At 54.8% G+C, this 16,586-nt stretch carries 12 protein-coding genes and 1 pseudogene; 4 read left to right on the forward strand and 9 right to left on the reverse strand.

What is annotated here, in order from left to right; all coding sequences use genetic code 11:
* Nucleotides 1-34: 34 nt before the first annotated feature.
* Nucleotides 35-1,009 carry a hypothetical protein gene (locus J2744_RS12615; RefSeq protein WP_210113702.1) on the forward strand — a complete coding sequence of 325 codons (975 nt, stop codon included), beginning with the start codon at nt 35-37 and terminating at the stop codon, nt 1,007-1,009.
* 266 nt (nt 1,010-1,275) lie between these two features.
* Here J2744_RS12615 and J2744_RS12620 read toward each other — a convergent pair whose 3' ends face one another.
* The 4 genes from J2744_RS12620 to J2744_RS15345 all read right to left on the reverse strand — a co-directional run bounded on the left by J2744_RS12620 (nt 1,276) and on the right by J2744_RS15345 (nt 4,924).
* Nucleotides 1,276-3,084, reverse strand: coding sequence for an ABC transporter ATP-binding protein (locus tag J2744_RS12620; RefSeq protein WP_210113703.1), 1,809 nt, complete (start codon nt 3,082-3,084; stop codon nt 1,276-1,278).
* 430 nt (nt 3,085-3,514) lie between these two features.
* On the reverse strand, nt 3,515-3,691 hold the full coding sequence (locus tag J2744_RS12625) for a hypothetical protein (protein ID WP_210113704.1): 177 nt from the start codon (nt 3,689-3,691) through the stop codon (nt 3,515-3,517).
* Nucleotides 3,692-3,717: 26 nt separating this feature from the next.
* Nucleotides 3,718-3,924 carry a hypothetical protein gene (locus J2744_RS12630; RefSeq protein ID WP_210113705.1) on the reverse strand — a complete coding sequence of 69 codons (207 nt, stop codon included), beginning with the start codon at nt 3,922-3,924 and terminating at the stop codon, nt 3,718-3,720.
* A 319-nt stretch (nt 3,925-4,243) separates the two neighbouring features.
* Nucleotides 4,244-4,924 (reverse strand): transposase, encoded by a 681-nt coding sequence (locus tag J2744_RS15345; protein WP_321169802.1) that lies wholly within the window; start codon nt 4,922-4,924, stop codon nt 4,244-4,246.
* 509 nt (nt 4,925-5,433) lie between these two features.
* Here J2744_RS15345 and J2744_RS15510 point away from each other — a divergent pair.
* From J2744_RS15510 to J2744_RS12645, 3 genes and pseudogenes are all read left to right on the forward strand, one after another.
* Nucleotides 5,434-5,529: pseudogene (locus J2744_RS15510) on the forward strand (SWIM zinc finger domain-containing protein); the annotation flags it as partial.
* 275 nt (nt 5,530-5,804) lie between these two features.
* On the forward strand, nt 5,805-6,938 hold the full coding sequence (gene dgoD, locus J2744_RS12640) for a galactonate dehydratase (RefSeq protein WP_210113706.1): 1,134 nt from the start codon (nt 5,805-5,807) through the stop codon (nt 6,936-6,938).
* Nucleotides 6,939-7,040: 102 nt separating this feature from the next.
* Nucleotides 7,041-7,766, forward strand: a complete 726-nt coding sequence (locus J2744_RS12645) for an IclR family transcriptional regulator (RefSeq protein WP_210113707.1) — start codon at nt 7,041-7,043, stop codon at nt 7,764-7,766.
* Between the two features lie 126 nt (nt 7,767-7,892).
* Here J2744_RS12645 and J2744_RS12650 read toward each other — a convergent pair whose 3' ends face one another.
* The 5 genes from J2744_RS12650 to J2744_RS12670 form a co-directional block, all read right to left on the reverse strand.
* A complete protein-coding gene (locus tag J2744_RS12650) occupies nt 7,893-11,753 on the reverse strand; it encodes a glycoside hydrolase family 2 TIM barrel-domain containing protein (RefSeq protein ID WP_210113708.1) in 3,861 nt (1,286 codons plus the stop codon).
* 546 nt (nt 11,754-12,299) lie between these two features.
* Complete coding sequence (locus J2744_RS12655; protein ID WP_210113709.1) at nt 12,300-13,427, reverse strand: ABC transporter ATP-binding protein; 1,128 nt, start codon at nt 13,425-13,427, stop codon at nt 12,300-12,302.
* Nucleotides 13,428-13,438: 11 nt separating this feature from the next.
* The gene (locus J2744_RS12660) at nt 13,439-14,275 is read right to left on the reverse strand and encodes a carbohydrate ABC transporter permease (protein ID WP_210113710.1); all 837 of its coding nucleotides are present in this window, start codon (nt 14,273-14,275) and stop codon (nt 13,439-13,441) included.
* Complete coding sequence (locus J2744_RS12665; RefSeq protein ID WP_210113711.1) at nt 14,272-15,294, reverse strand: carbohydrate ABC transporter permease; 1,023 nt, start codon at nt 15,292-15,294, stop codon at nt 14,272-14,274. The genes J2744_RS12660 and J2744_RS12665 overlap by 4 nt, the downstream gene beginning before the upstream one ends.
* 20 nt (nt 15,295-15,314) lie before the next feature.
* Nucleotides 15,315-16,493 carry an ABC transporter substrate-binding protein gene (locus J2744_RS12670; protein ID WP_245203365.1) on the reverse strand — a complete coding sequence of 393 codons (1,179 nt, stop codon included), beginning with the start codon at nt 16,491-16,493 and terminating at the stop codon, nt 15,315-15,317.
* Nucleotides 16,494-16,586 lie beyond the last annotated feature (93 nt).

Below are 16,586 nucleotides of genomic sequence, written 5' to 3' on the forward strand. Positions count from 1 at the left end.
TAATTTAAGCATAAGACGTGATACCAATTACAGAATGGCTAATCCGGGAGAATTCACCGATATCTCTTTTGCCGTAACATCAGATAAAGGGAAGTTAGGTACTCGAGCTGCTTTACTCATCAAGTCAATCCGCAATCACTATCCAAAAGCTAAAATATATAATTTTATACCTGAGTTAAGTTATCCAGATCTCAACAATGATTTAAAATCTTTTTTTGAGTCGTCATCAACAGTCATCGTTGATGAGATCCCCATGCCAGAATATCCGTTAACTGCTCTCCACCGTGCATTTATCGAAGCAGCTAACGCATCTGACAGTCGCTATATTGCTGCACTGGATACGGATACTATACTGTTATCCAAACTTCAGAAACCAGATACAAATGGTGACCCTGAGCTTTTTTTAAAACCGGAAGATAGTGGCGAAGACTACTGGGGGTCATCTCACTCAAAAGACGATTGGCGCGGGGTGTACAATCATTTTGGCGTTGAGCCACCAAAAATGCCATCGAATCTGTATAGTTCGGTGGACAACAGACAATTGATCGCCCCCTATTATCAGGGTGCGGTTATTATCACACAGAATAGAAATTTTCCCTCTCGTTGGCTAGAGATGACACGAGAGGCTGTTGATGAAGAGATATATGATCACGACGAATCGTGGTTCCATGAACAGATTGTTCTCGGCGTCTTGAGCACCCAGTATGATGTCGGATTGCTATCAAACGAACAAAACTATCCACTGTATGCAAGGCTGAATTGTCCATCTGATGTCCAATTGGTGCATTACGTGCGTGACGGAACACTTTCTAGGTTCAAAGACTCTCCACAATTCAAGGCTGTCACACAATTCCGTGAGTTTGATGAAGTGGCCACCCCTGCGACTCTCTCAGATTACTACCGAATTTTTTATGATAATATCTCAAGATTCATTCCGTATCCATATCACCAAAAGATCAATATACCAATCAGCTGGGCGCGTACCACACTTGAGTTCATTCGATCTTGAGGATCGCTATAGCTAACAGTATACGACTGTTCGATCAGATTCTCAGATCGTTCTCGATATGAGCCTCCTTAGCCTTCTGTATGCCAAACAAACCAATAATGAAATAGGTTATACGCTCATTTGACTTATTCTCTGTAAGCATTTACTGATTTGATATGTTGATTTAATGGCAATACCGTTATAGGATATGTGTATGTGTCAGGACGTTGGAATTTGAAGCATCGACAGTGGATCTGATTGTCAAACCGGTATCACTCATGGATACTTTACCCACTCACCTGCGTAGCGTACAACTCTGCATACTTCCCCTCTTGATTAAGCAATTCTCCGTGTTCTCCATACTCTGATATACGTCCGTCCTCGACAGTGTAAATTCGATCCGCATTCTTTACGGTTGACAACCGGTGAGCAATTGTGATAATGATGTAATCGCGGTCCATTTCTTCGATCGCCTGCTGTACTTCTTGCTCCAGATTCGTGTCGAGATCACTAGTTGCTTCATCAAGAATCAGTATGTCAGCATCGGCAAGCAACGCCCGAGCAAGCGCCACTCGCTGTTTCTGCCCACCAGAAAGACGGATCCCGTCATCCCCCAATAGCGTGTCATACCCGCTCGGCAGGCCATCAAAGAACTCGTCAACCTTCGCGATTTCACATACCTTTTCAATCTCAGCTTTCGACGCATCCCGGTTCGCGACAGTCAGGTTATACCGGAGCGTGTCGTCGAAGATATAGGGATTCTGTCGGACGACAGCGAGATGATCGCGCCACTCGTTAATGCCCATTTCTCCAATCAGTTCGCCGTTCGCTGTAATCTGGCCGTCGTCCGGTTCGTACATACGCGCGAGCAGTGCAGCAATCGTCGATTTGCCAGCTCCAGACTGACCGACAAATGCGATGAATTCCCCCTGATGAGCCTCAAATTCGATTCCCTGGAGGACATCTTCTTCTTGGTTATAGGAGAACCAGACGTCGTCGAACTCAACAGTGGTAACGGTATCCGGAGCCGAGCGGATAGCATCGCTTGGTTCCTGATAACGGGCAAGTTTGTCGACGAATTGTTGCGTGCGAACGAGGTGAGGAAGGTTATTCGAAACTTTGTAGAACAATTGATTCGCTTGGCTCGCCTGCGGACCGAGACGGAACATCGCGAAAAGGAACACTCCGAGCGCTCCTAATGAAAGATCCGCAAATCGTAACGCGAGAAAAATGAGGACAAACACCGAGACGGCAACGATCAGGTTGTAGAAATTCTGGAGTGCGGCCTCGTTGCGCCGTAGTTTGATCTGCGATCCGGTGTAGGTTTCTACGGCATCAACGAAGTCCTCGCGAAGCTCGTTAGCGATACCGAAAATACGGATGTCGCGAACGCCCTGTGTTCCAGCTTGTGCCGCCGACTGACGTTTTTCGTTAGCCTCTGCAACCTCGTTCCCGAGGTCGTAACCTGATTCTATCACGCTTTGTACCATGTACGTGAGTCCGCCTAGGAACACAACTGTAAATATTGTGAGTTCAGGGGAGATGACGAACGCGACAAAGAGATAAACGAGTGAAAGTAACCCGACTTGGAGTAAGCGAACCCCGTTCTTAATCACTTCTCCCGCGAAGTTGGTCTGTGTGATGATCGCATTTAGAATGTCGTCTGAGCCCTCCTCGTCGAAGTATTTAATACGGGCCTCAAGAGCGCGATCGAACGCCTCGATCTGGAGGTGCTGGACGTAGTAGGTTTGGATCGCCGCCCGGAACCACGCACCGAAGAAGCTCGACGTATACCGAACGAACATCACCGCTGCGACGCCTACAACGACTGTTGACAGGGAGAACGGGATGTTCAACAGCTGGTACACCGAGACGAATATCGCCATCACTCCACTCGCATTGGCTGCCGGGTCACCGTTGGATTGGACAAGTTCGATGACCGGGAGAATGAAGCCCAACCCGACCGCCTCGAGTCCCGCCGCGGTCACGCCGAACACGACAATAAGGGCAGTCAGTTTCGGATCGAACTCCGCGACTTTCCGGAGTGCGATTAACTTCTCACGTCTCGACACCTGCTCCGATTCGGATTCAGACATGATGAAGGGTCAGTTCATCGTCCAGTATTTGGGGAAGATACATAAGTTCATTCGTTCGATAGGTGTCGGTAACATCTTATTATTCGTGATAGATTCTATATTGTTCACTCACCAAAAGCGCCCAATATTCATCTCTGGAACCGGTCCCCTCGGAATGTTCACTACCCCGCGAGGAGGACAATTACCGATAATCAGCAGGCTACGCCAGCGGAGTGAACCGAAATCTCCACGAGAAACACACCAAATTGTTCTCAATAGAACTCCGTGCCGCTACTGTGGTGCCGACACTGTCTGTCGATTCCCGGTGTCGTTTTGCCGATCGTCTCGCGACATCCGGCTTCCGTAACCCCCTACTTTCGCATGCGGAGGCGGCTGTCGCTCTGGCCTTACCGCTGGGTACGTGGCTCCGTGAGCCGATACCAACGAAGAGTCACTCTGTGGGCGCGTGCCACAGAAGGCCGTCCGCCATGACGAGATAACACAACACACCTGCGGTCGCGATGGCAATCAGGCGGGCGTTAAGCACTGTACCGACGCTGTAAGCGATGATGAGCGTGACAGGGATGACTGTTAACACGAAATCCGGATATTGGTAGCGGTCGGTCATCCCTGGCTTGTCCTCCTGGTAGCAACCTACTCCATGTCGCCCGACTCCCGGCGCGTCTGTGCGATCCGGCGAGCGGCAGTCGGAGATCGTTCGTCGGCTGCCTCCGTCTCACAGCCGGTGACCTGTTTGCCGAACCCCTTCATGGAGCTGAACGGGTCACCCTTGATCTCACCCTCGACATCCGTGATCCCCTTCTGGAGAGAGCGAACCATTGGTTCTCGTTGACAGGTCATCCTCTCTCCTCGGTAATAAAACTAATTAGATATAATTAGGGAGTGACGAGGTGAAATCTCACGGCTTCAACCGTGCGAGGAGGTCACTGCGGTTTGTTCGCACGGGTTACGAGTCATTGACCTCCTCCCGCGCCTTTACAGTAGGTGCCGAAGTACTGGAGAGATTCGGTTGAGTTCCGTTTCTCGTGATCGAGAAAGGCCGATCAAGTCGACGTTTTCCTCAGTGAACCACTGTCCGAGAGCGAAAAAGAGTGGTATCCGCAAGCGGTTTGGCAATCTTGTCAGTAGTCAGCGGCGTGCTGACCCGGTGGAATCCGGATCAGCCCCACATCTGTCGCGATCCGTCCGGGACTGACAGCACGAACAGCCGAAACAGTGCTGTCGAGACGGCTGGTCGATCAGCGAATTCTCGCTGCTCAGCAAGGAACAGACACACCAGAATCCACGGATTGTACATCGCCACCGCGAACAGAAACTCGAACAGCCGCACCGCAAACCTCGGTGACGACGTTCGCGGCAGAAACTCACCGATCTTCCGGTAGGAGGTTTCGATTCCCCATCGGCGGCGATATGCTTCTGTAAGCGGTTCAGCGGCATCTTTCGAGACCGCACAGTTCGTCACAAGGCAAAACGAGTCGTCGTCTCGTGTGCGGTGCGGGACGACGACGAGTGTTACTGGCACCCGGCCGGTCGGTGGATTCTTTCGCACCAGCTCGTAATCTGTGACGAATCGAGAAGCGTCGTGGGCGTCAAGCGCACGCTTGACGCCCACAGTCTGTGGCGCACGCACAGCGAACTCGAGGTCAAGCTCAACGAACGTCTCAACGAGTGGCACGCGGTAGAAGCCGCGATCACAGTAGACGCGGTTGATCTCGACGAATTCTCGAGCAGTGGCGACGAGCCGGCGAATCGACTCCCGCAGCGTGCGGGAGTCATTCGCCTCGACAGATTCCGATGCGAGCGTGAATCGAACGGCAGGATCGACGATACAGAGTGTCACAAATGCGTACGCGAGGTTTGTTCCGCGGTCTGGATTGACCGAACAGACGTGTGGTGTATCGTCCGATCCGTAGTAGAGCCATTCGTGAATATCGAGCGCAACATCGACAGAACGAGTGAACGCTCGCTGGCGGCCGGCGTGAGCGAACGTGGCTGTCCGGACGCCATCGAACTAAGTGTCGATGGCGTCCGGGCTCAGTCCACGAAGATGGTAGAGCAGTGATTTGGCAAGCGGACTCCGTTGGAGATCAATCTCTTCATTCCGAGCAAGCTGAAGCTCTTTCGCGGTTGTATGAACGAATTCGCCGTCGAAGGAACTCCGAGCGAGGACTTTCTGGAAGTCCTCGCTCGGATACTGTCCGTTCGGCTTCGTCGAAAAATCAAGATGTGTGAATAACAGCCTAAAAGCAGCACGAGACAGCTGTTTCGCCTCAGTTGTGTGGATCAGACCGCAGATTGGTCACCACCAACGAAAACGACGACTCAGCTACTTCGGCACCTACTGTTGAGGAGCGGGTGACGTCGGGAACGCCGTTCCTCGCGGAACACTTCGAGAAGGCAGCAGTCGAGCTTCGAGAGAAACTGGGCGAGCAGTCTGACGAATAGCCGTGTCACCCTCGATGATCTCCCCACTCAATCACTAGCCGCCTTGTCGGCAGTGTACTATTCAACCTGAAGCGATCAATGAGAAACTCAAATCCGTGTAACAATTACGGTGAGGGCCTCATGGCGTAATTCTGATCAAGCATCCCCGTGAATTTTTGATTCATATCAACTACCAATATATATAATACGCATTATTATTTGGTGCCAAATCACCAATCAGATTCTGTCTGGTGAAGGTGCCAATGTTTAACGTTAGCGGCCACTGTCAATTTGATATGACACAGATTGTCGAATATGAGCTTTTCAAGGTACCACCACGCTGGCTCTTTTTGAAGATTGAAACCAGCGATGGGACGGTCGGCTGGGGAGAACCAATATTAGAGGGTCGTGCAGAGACCGTCAAAAGTGCCGTCAACGAGCTGATGGAGGGCTATCTGCTTGGTGAAGAGTCAAGCCAAATAGAGAAGCTCTGGCAGACAATGTACCGAGGGGGGTTCTATCGAGGTGGTCCGGTGTTGATGTCTGCCATTGCTGGGATCGACCAAGCGCTCTGGGACATCAAGGGGAAGTACACCGGAGAATCAGTCTCCGAATTGCTCGGGGGACGGACACGCGAACACGTCCCACTATACAAACGATTGGTACCAGAGACCGTCGAAGAAGTCTCGTCTCTCGTTGAGGACGCCGTCTCAGACGGATTCGACACGCTCAAACTGCTCACGACGTATCAAACGTCGCCGATCGAGTCGACCGTAGATATTGACGAGATCTGTAAACACCTTGCGACGGCACGCGAGGTTGCCGGCCGGGGGGTCGATATCGGGATTGACCTTCACGGGCACATCTCCGCGAGCATGGCTCCAAGGGTGCTTTCTCGACTAGCAGAGTACGATCCGATGTTTGTCGAGGAGGTTGTTCGGCCGGAGCATCTTGCCATGCTCGATCGATCCGCGGCATACGATATTCCAATCGCGTTCGGCGAACGATTGTACTCTCGGTGGGAGTTTCAGCCACATCTGGAAGCAGGACGGCTCGACATCGTACAACCGGATGTTTCCCACGCAGGCGGGATAACTGAGATTCAGAACATTGCCTCACTCGCTGAGACGTACGGAGCGAAACTGATGATGAACTGCTCTGTCGGACCGATCGCATACTCAGCAAGTACGCAGCTGAGTCACCACCTCCCGAACGCGATTCAACAGCCTACTATCGGAGAGAGATACATCGACGATTACGTCGATAATGCGGAGGATCTCCATAGTGAGGAGGGTCATGTAACACTCCCTACGAAGCCCGGTCTCGGGATCGAGGTGAATGAAACGGGCGTACGAGAGCACGCCGGTGAAGGAAGTGAATGGCGGACACCAGTCCGCCGATACAACGATGGAAGCTTCGTCGAGTGGTGAGGTGTTTCCCGATGTGTTCCCAACCAGTCAGCCAGATATTGTGGAGATACCGAGGCGTACACTATCTGTATACTTATTGGTGGTGAGGGGGTACAACCGGATATGTCCGAGAGCGATAGAATTGAGGCGACGAGAACCTCTTTCGATATTCTCGATACAATTCACGAGTTGAAAGGCGCATCGGCCGCCGAACTGATCGCCGCGACCGGCTTATCACGCGGGGGAGTCTACAAACATCTCCGAACGTTGATGGACGTGGACGCTGTCGAGAACCAGAACGGAACATACGTGATCGGCCCGAAGTTCAATGAATACGGTCTCTCCGTGACCGGGTCTCGGCCTGTTCTCTCCCAACGTGACAAAGTTGATAAGCTCTCTCGTTCACTCAATGCGCCGACGAATCTATGGTTCTACAGTACCCCGGATTGCCACTGCCTGTACACGACCGTCGGCGACGAACAAGACCAGTATCCACGACAGCGAGGCGACACGGAATCGCTCGTGGAGAGTCCAGCGGGGAAGGCGATATTGGCGCACCTTCCGTCTGATCGGCGCGATTCGATCGTCGATGGAGACGAAACAATCGCCGCGCAGATCGAAACGATCCGGGAACGGAGCCTCCTGGAAGAGCCGCTCTCCTTTGCGCCGGAGTGGGTCTCGATAGCGACCGCAGTCAGAGACCCGGAAGACGAACCGATCGCGTCCTTAGAAGTCGTCATCCCGGCAGAGCGGGCGCGAGGCATCGACGTGAAAAACAACATCAGTGGCCTTCTCACCGAAACCGCGAACCGAATGCGCGTCGAGATGTTGGCAGGATCGGATCGGTGAGAACTAATCGTTGTGTTGTTATAAAATCTGATGTATTTTAATACTAGTCTGATTTTCTATGTTTGTTCTATGAGAACGTGGTGGCTGATACAGTGACAGCCACTCTCAGTTACGTTCCTGTTTTTTTTAGTTGTCGTTTCCACGGCCGTTACCGTTCCCACGCCCGTTACCGTTCCCCGGTCGTTTATCGCGACCCTTGTTCGAATCGTCTCCATCCTCCTCCGGGTTAGCGACGCGGAAGACAACCCGACCGTCGATTGATTCATCGGCGCCGATGGTCGGATCCTGAGTGACTGGTTGATGTCGACTTAACCATTCGTCGGCGTTGGTTCCGGAAAGCGAGCGATCGATAGCAAGCAGATCGACCGTCTCGTCGCGGACCTGTGCCCGTACGTGAGTCTCACCGTTTCCGAGAACACGGAAACCCCGATCCGATTCGTTTGTTAGAGCCGCTCGATAGACATTGCGTTTCGTCCCCCGGAAGTCGTTTGAACCATGTGATGTCGCGTCGTCTTTCCACGGCTGATCGCTTCGAATGCGGATCCCCTCGTGATTCGGCCGAGACCCGTCGGGGAACGCTTGTGCTGAACCTGTTTCCCGTCCGATATGGGTTTCCGGATAGGCGGTCCACTGACCGTCACGCGTCCACGAGAGCGTCGTGTAATCGCGATTCAGCGGCATGGCGACACCCACCTCTCGGGCGTCAATCGCCTCCTGAATGCTGAAGTCGTACGACAGGTCGATCCCACGCTCTTGTGGATAAATAACGAAGGTCCCTTCCGCGATGTCGTACGTGACGTCGACAGCGATCGCACTCCCACCGTCTACACGACGAACATCGGTAACTGTCCGTTCAGAGAGACGGTGATCGATAGCATTCTCGTACGCACGTCCCGTTGCGTTCTGGGTTGGAGTAATGACGAGTTCCGGACCAGCGGAGACGATCGGGTTACCGTCGGTTCCTTCAATTACAACGTTTCCGGTGCCCCGGTCAACACTAAGGCTGAACGTGCCCGTCTCCACTGCCAGTGTCTCGTCGGTTGCGGAGATCGACTCCGTAATCGGTGTTGAATCAAGTCTGCTACTCGGCGTATCGGCAGTAAACACAACCTGCTGGATCACGTGACCCTCGGGATGGGTGACGGTCATCTCTAAGCGACCGTCTTCAACCGGTACCGTGATCTGTTCTTGCTCTCCAGGTTGGGCTGAAAGCTCACGGTTCCCGCGTCCGCGAGCTCCTTCAAATGACACCGTCCGCTCGGTGAGGTCGATAAACTCGTGACGGTTCTCGACAGTAAGGGTGACGACATTTCCGTTGCCGCGCCACGTCGTATCAACTACCTGAACCGGTGAATACGCTTTCTTGACGTGCCAGTACTCGGGACGGGCGCGCCTGTTTCGGTCGAGCAGCCCCCAGAGATATTCACCCCATTGCTCAAGGTGATCGCCACCGGCCCAGATAGCAGCACCGGCAACTGCCCCGGCATCCCGACACTGCTCCCAGATGAGTTCAAAGACGCTCCCCCACTCATCCCGCAGCCCGGGATCAGTCACAAGCTCTTGGTCATTGTAGCAGTAGGTATGTGCGTATTCGTCGAAGAGAGTCGGTGCATCGAGGTTCCCGTACGCTGTAACGGTCGAGTCAGTACGTAACGCGGGGTAGTGGTGGGCTCGCAAGCTGTAGGCGTCGTGCCAGGGATCCGAATCATCGTACGCGTCGTGGTTGAAGATTAGCGGTCTAGTGGGATCTGCTTCCTTCACAAGAGCGGTAACAGTCTCGAACGCTTCGTACCACTCAGACTCATTGGCGATTGACCAGAGACAGACAGAGGCACGGTTCTTATCCCTCTCAACCATTTCGAGGGTCTGCTCGATGACCACGTCTGGGTACGGATCGCCACGCTGCCGGCCGACGAACATGTGTGGTGCCTCTACCTCCACTACGATACCCAATTCGTCACAGGCGTCAAGGAATGCTTCAGATGTCGGGTGGTGAGCAGCTCTCACATAGTTTACGTTCGCCTCTTTCAGCCGGCGCGCATCCTCCCGAGTGATCTCTGCTGGGATGGCGTGCCCGTGTTTCGGTAGGTGAATTTCTTCCCAGTTGACTCCCCGAAGTGTGACCGATTCTCCGTTGATACGCAACGCCTGCCCGTCAACCTCTATCTCTCGAATCCCAATCCGCTCAGTCACTTCCTCTGTGACACCTCCAGCATCGAGTGACACGTCGAGATCATGGAGTCGGGGCTGTTCAGGATTCCATGTCTCGGGATCGTCGACGGTCATCTCAACGGTTATACTACGGGCTTTTCCGGAAGGAACAGCATCAAGGACTGCCTTGTCGGAACCGACGACAGTTCCGTTAGGATCTGTTAGCGAGACAGATAACTCGGCAGTCGTCTCAGATTTTCCCGAATTCTCAACAATAGTGTTGACGTGAACGGTTGCCGCTGTTCCGTTATCGATGAGTTCAGTTCGTACATCGCAGTCGGCCAGATGAACCTGAGGGACCGAGATCAGCGTTACGTCACGCGGGATACCCCCAGTGACGTTCTGCCAACCCATATCATCGGCTTCAGACGCCTGTGCCACACCGACTGTCACTGTGTTCGACCCCTGGGGTTCGATTTCGTCGGTAACGTCTACCTCGAATGGAGTGTGACCGCCCACGTGAGTCCCCATAAGGGACCCATTCACATACACCCACGCTTCGCTGTAGACTGCACCGAACTGTAGCAATACACGTCCTTCTCTCCAGTCTTCAGAGACATCGATCTCACGACGGTACCAGCCGCGCTGGTTTCCTGGAGGATACCAGTCGGCGGAATCTTCAGGTACTTCATAGCCGTCATAACCCCACTGACCAGGAACGGTCTCGTCACGCCACTCAACGCTCCGGTCCTCGATGGTCGCGTAGTCGAACCAAAGAACGGCGGTATCTGGGACAGCCCTAAATCCGGTGCTTACCTGTTCCGCTGATAGGGCAGAGGGGAGTGCCCATGTCGACGTGACAGCCACATCGAGATCGCCTCCACCGACGATGAGTGGTGCATCACTCTCGGCGAGTCCAGTCGCCTCATGTTCAATAGTTCCGATTGGGTCACCATCGACGTACAGCTGATTCTCGCCTTGGTTACCGACGATTGTTACGCTGTGCCACTTACCTGATTCCACATCGGTTTGGAGCGTCTCTGGATACGTCCCGTCCGCTGTTTGCATATAAAATGAGAGCGTCCCATCGTAGATACCAAGCCCGAACTGCTCAGTCCCCGATCCGATAGCACTACTGCCCCGATCGAGAACCAGTCCGCTCCCTCCATCATATTTCAGCCGTGCGTGGAGTGTAAACCCGGGAGAATCGAACGCCAGCGAATCGTCGTTTTCGACAATAACGTACCCGTCCTCCGCAAGATCAATTCCCTGTCCATCAGGGCTAGGGACAAACGACGGATCGTTTTGGAGAATGCCATCGTTCCCCTGCCCTGACTCGTCGGGTGTCACTCCGTTAGTGGCTTCGTTTAACGGCAGCCATGCGACAGCGTCGTCCGGTATTTCAGCGAATCCGCTGGTAATTTGATCTGTGGTGAGTGCCGTCTCGAACGCGCGGAAGGAGTCGACTGTCGGCGATCCGCTGTCGTCGTTTCCGGCGTCATATCCGAGGTGTAGCGGGGAGTCAGTACTTGGGAGTGACGCGAAGTCGTGCGGCGTTGATCCGATCTCTTCAGCATCAACGTAGAGTCGAATTTCATTCGCAGCAACGACCAGCGTCGTCGTGTACCATTGTCCTTGAACGAGATTTCCAGCGTCGATACCCGGCCAGTTGCCGTCGCCTTCTGTCCAGAACGACAGCTGGCCACCCCAGACACCAAGCGAGTACTGATTTCCGCCCTTAGAGTAGATTGGACCATCACCGGTGTACTTGAATGTCGTCTGTAGTGTAAAGCCGGGTTCAGTGAAGTCGACTCCCTTTGTATCACCGACTGCCACGTATCCGTCGTCGGTAAGATCAACTGCCTGCTGAGCGGGATCGGTGACCGTCTCCGGGTCATTCCTGAGATTCCCGTTGTTGCCCGCCGAGGATTGGTCAGGAACTACGCGCCGCCCCGATTCGGAGGGGGGACCATCTCCCGGAGCCAGTGTAAATCCCCACGTGCCGTTAAGCGATTCTGTTCCCCCGACGTCGGTCTCACCCGGGCTCGGGACAACTCGGGCAGACGACGCGACCTCATCATACTCGTCACTCAGTTGTGCGGCTGCGTTCCCTGCTGAGAGCGCAGAACCGAGTGCGACTCCCGATATTGCTGAAAGAACCGTACGACGGCGGAGCGGTACCGCTCCATCATCCCCTTGATTGCTATCTGTTGGCATGTGTGTACCCAACAACCGGTTGTTTTCGTATATTAATAAAAGTTTCTGATAGATTATATAAAACCCAACTAAAGCTATCAGTTCAGCATTCAGCCCAGTTCACCAGCCGGGCAGGACTTAGAACGCAAAGTACCGCAGCGTCTCCTGTCCAGTTACACTCAGGATCTACTGCTGTGCCTGTTCGAATTGTTCATGTTCCAGCGCTGTCTCACCCGTTTTGGTCTTTATCGATTCTTTCGTGGTGGCATCGAAGAGGTAGAGGTCCTCCTCATCAAAGCCGAAGATAACTGTTGAGTTCTCCTCAGGCCGAATTTGGCTCCCGCTCCGTACCGTCAGCTCCACGTCACCCATTTCGGCGTAGAGGAAGTTTTCGTTCCCCATGTGCTCGACAACGTTGATCTCGCTCGGAACGCTGCCATCGGACGCGACGTAGAGATCTTCCGGTCGAATGCCGACACGGACGCGCTCGCGGCCTTCAACCATCGAGGGATCGTCTAGGGAATACGTGAATCCGGCGGGCCCGCGAAGCGTCTCTCCCTCAACCTCGGCCGTGAAGAGGTTGATGTTCGGGCTACCGATGAACCCGGCGACGAACTCGTTCGTCGGTTGCCTGTAGACGTCGTCCGCCGTGCCGACCTGCTGGAGCATCCCATCATCCATGATCGCGATGCGGTCGCCCATCGCCATGGCCTCAGTCTGGTCGTGCGTGACGTACACCGTCGTCACGTCGAGCTGCTGTTGGAGCTCTTGGAGCTCGGTGCGCATATCGGACCGGAGCTTGGCGTCGAGGTTCGACAGCGGTTCGTCCATCAGGAAGACCTCGGGGTCGCGAATGATCGCCCGACCGAGCGCGACGCGTTGCTGCTGTCCGCCGGACAACTCCTTCGGCTTCTGTTTCAACAGCTCTTCGATCCCCAGCAGTTCCGCGGTCTCGATCACCCGCTCGTCGATCTCTTCGGTCGACAGCTTTGTCGAGATTCGCAGCGGGAATCCGATGTTGTCTTCGACGGATAGGTGCGGGTACAGCGCGTAGTTCTGGAAGACCATCGCCACGTCGCGGTCCCGGGCACGCTGGTCGGTCACGTCGACGTCGTCGAACGTGATCTGTCCGTCGGTCGCCGTTTCGAGACCGGCGATACAGCGTAACGTTGTGGTCTTTCCACAGCCCGATGGACCGACGAAGACCAAGAACTCTCCGTCCTCGATCTGTAGATCCATGTCTTCGACGGCGACGATGTACTCGTCTTCCGTGCTAAACTCTTTCCGTAGCTTTGTGAGCTCTATTTGTGCCATGTGTAGTCACCTCATTGTTTGACCGACCCCGCGAGAATTCCCTTGATGAAGTACCGTTGTAGGAAAATGAACAGGAGGGCGATCGGAACGATCGCGAGCGTCGTCCCGACCATGATCTGCTCGAAGGCGACCCGCTGTGCGCCGACGAGCTGCGAGAGGGCGATCGGGATCGTGAACATCGCCTCCTCCTGAAGCACCACGAGCGGATAGAGGAACAGCCGCCACTGATTGATGAACAGGATAACCGCCAACGCAGCCAGCGACGGGATCATCGTCGGGAGCGCGATCTTGTAGAAGATCTGGAGCTCCGTCGCGCCGTCCATCCGCGCCGACTCGAGGAGGGCGTCCGGCAGCGACTGCATGTTCTGGCGCATCAGGAATATCCCGAGAGGATTTGCCGCCCACGGGAGAATCACGGCGAGATACGTGTTTAGCAGGTCCAGCGTCGATACCAAGAGGAATAGCGGAACGACGAGTGCCTGAATCGGGAGCACGAGCGTCGCGAGCACAAAGTAGAACAGCGGCTCCTTGTACTTGAACTCGTACTTCGCGAACGCGAAGCCAGCCATGGAGCACAACAGCATCGAGAGCAGCGTGTACACCACCGCGATCAGCGTGCTGTTCCAGATTGTGCGGACAAAATTCAGCCGATTCTGGAGCGCTTCGAAGTTCGTCAGGAACTGCGTCCCCGGGAGGAACGGGATAGACGAGGAGAACAGTTCTGACTGCGGTATCGTCGCGGCGACGATCATCCAGTACAGCGGCACCACGATCAGCGTTACGACGGCGAGAAGGAACGCGTAGCTCCCGAACTTCAAGGCCGTCTCTCGCTGGGGCTCGTCCATCATTGTGCCGCACCTCCTCTCCGGACCTGAACAATCGAGATTGCGCTCACAATTACGACGAGACAGACAGTCACGGCGCTTGCGTACCCCAGATTGAGCTGGACGAACGCCTGCCGATAGATGTACTGTACCACGGTGAGTGTTGCATTCGCTGGGCCACCACCGGTGATCACGAACGGTTCAGCAAACAGCTTAAACGTCCCGATCGTCGAAGAGACGATCACGAACAACAGCACCGGACGTAGCTGTGGAACGGTGACGAATCTGAACTTCTGCCACATCGTCGCTCCGTCGATCTCGGCGGCCTCGTACAGCTGTTGCGGAATCGTCTGGAGCCCCGCCAACAGGATGATCATATTATATCCCATCCACCGCCATGTGATCGCGATCACAAGTGTGATCCGTGCCATCCACCTGTCTGTGAGCCACGGAACCGCGTCAAGACCGACACTCATCAACACCTGATTTATCATTCCGACATCACCCTCGAACAGCAACAGAAACACCGTGGAGTACGCGACCATCCCGGTTGCGACCGGGAGTGCGATGAGCGTTCTCCACAGGCCCTTCGCTCGGATAAACTTCGAGTCAAGGACAATGGCGACCGCCAGCGCGAGGATCACCATCAGCGGGACCTGAATCAGGAAAATAAACCCCGTGTTGAAAAGCGACAGGTGGAACACCGAGTCGCTAAAGATGAGGGACTCGTAGTGCGCTAATCCGACGAACTCCAAGTTCGATATCTTCGGAATTGTCAGTTCGAAGATCCACGCCTGGATTGAAACGATGTACTCGCTTCCCGCAGGGCCCTCGTAACTGAAAACGGATAGGTAGATCGTATACAGCGTAGGGAATAGTAGGAAGACCGAGAACAACAGGTAAAACGGCGAAATGTAGAGATACGGGAGTCCAGGAATCTTCGGTACGACGCTCGACACGTTCTGTCTCAGAAACCGGAGTCGGTCCGACAACTCCTGGTACGATTCTGACGACTGCAGTTCGGATCTGATACTGGTTGCCATGAAGAGGTGGTGAGTGCTGGTTACGCGAGGTCCCGGTCTTCCCGGTCCGCAACGGTTTCAGCGGCGTCCTGCATCGCCTGTTCGGGACTCTTGTCGCCGTTCAGCAGGTTATCGAGTTCAGTCGAGATCGCGTTGTTGATCTCGGTCTGAATCTCGTTATACCGGTACGGTTCGATGTTTTCGGCGACTTCTGCGAAGAGGCTGTAGATTGCCTGTCCGTCGTAGAAGTCCTGCGATTCCTCGTAGAGGTCCGCGTTGTACGCGGTGCTGAGCGATGGGAACAGCCCGTACTCTTCGAGCATGTAGTTCTGAATTTCCGGCGTCGTCATCACGTACAACGCGTAATCCCACGCCCGACTTACCTTCCCCTCGTCTTCGATCTGTGCGGGGATCGCGACGTTCGATCCCCCACGGTTGGAGGCACGGTTTCCCCCCTCCTCGAACGCGGGGAGCTTGTACACGCCCCAGTTTCCGGCGGTGTCCGGCAGCTCAGCACGAAGTGTTCCGTCCATCCATGCGGCCGAGGGGAGCGTCGCGATCGTCCCCTCCGCGAACGCCGTGAACCAGCTGCTCGACCACATCCCGACCGTTCGGGTGATCCCGGAGTCTTGGAGGTCAGCGATAAGCTGCGCCACGCGAACACTCTCCTCGCTGTGGATGTTGACCGCTCCGTCCTCGGTGATTGGCTGCCCGCCGAGCTGACGGAACAACATACGCCAGAACTGCGGGAGTTCGTCGGACTGCGGCAGGTTGATCATCGCCGCGTCGTCCGGGAGCTTCTGTCCCTCCTCGATGAAATCGTCCCATGTTTCGATCGCGTCGGGATCGATTCCGGCGTCCGCGTACTGATCCCGCTTATAGTACATTCCCGTTGGGCCGAGGTCCCACGGGAGACCAAAGTCCTGCCCCCCGTACTGGACTGCTCGCCACTTCCCTGCGACGATATCCTCGCGAATCCCAGCCTCGTCGATTCGGTCAGTGACGTCCGTGAGCGAATCCTGACTCGCGTAAGTGAGCATATCGTAGTTTTGTAACGCGGTCAGGTCGGGAGCACCGGTCCCGCTCGTCACGGCTGTCTGGAACCGTTGCTCGTGGACGTTATCGCCCAGTTCCTCTACAGTTATCGTTGCGCCCTCGTTCTCGGCTTCGTATGAGGGGACCCCGACATCATCCGGGAGGTCACTCGCGGCGTCGTCCATCGCGCGGGCCGCGACGTTCCACGCCCAGTAGGTGATCGAATCGGCCATTTCTGGTTCGGCCGATCCGCCGCTGTTATCGGACGACTCCCCACT

This window comes from Halorubrum trapanicum, assembly GCF_017873555.1.
GTDB classification, from domain to species: Archaea; Halobacteriota; Halobacteria; order Halobacteriales; family Haloferacaceae; genus Halorubrum; species Halorubrum trapanicum.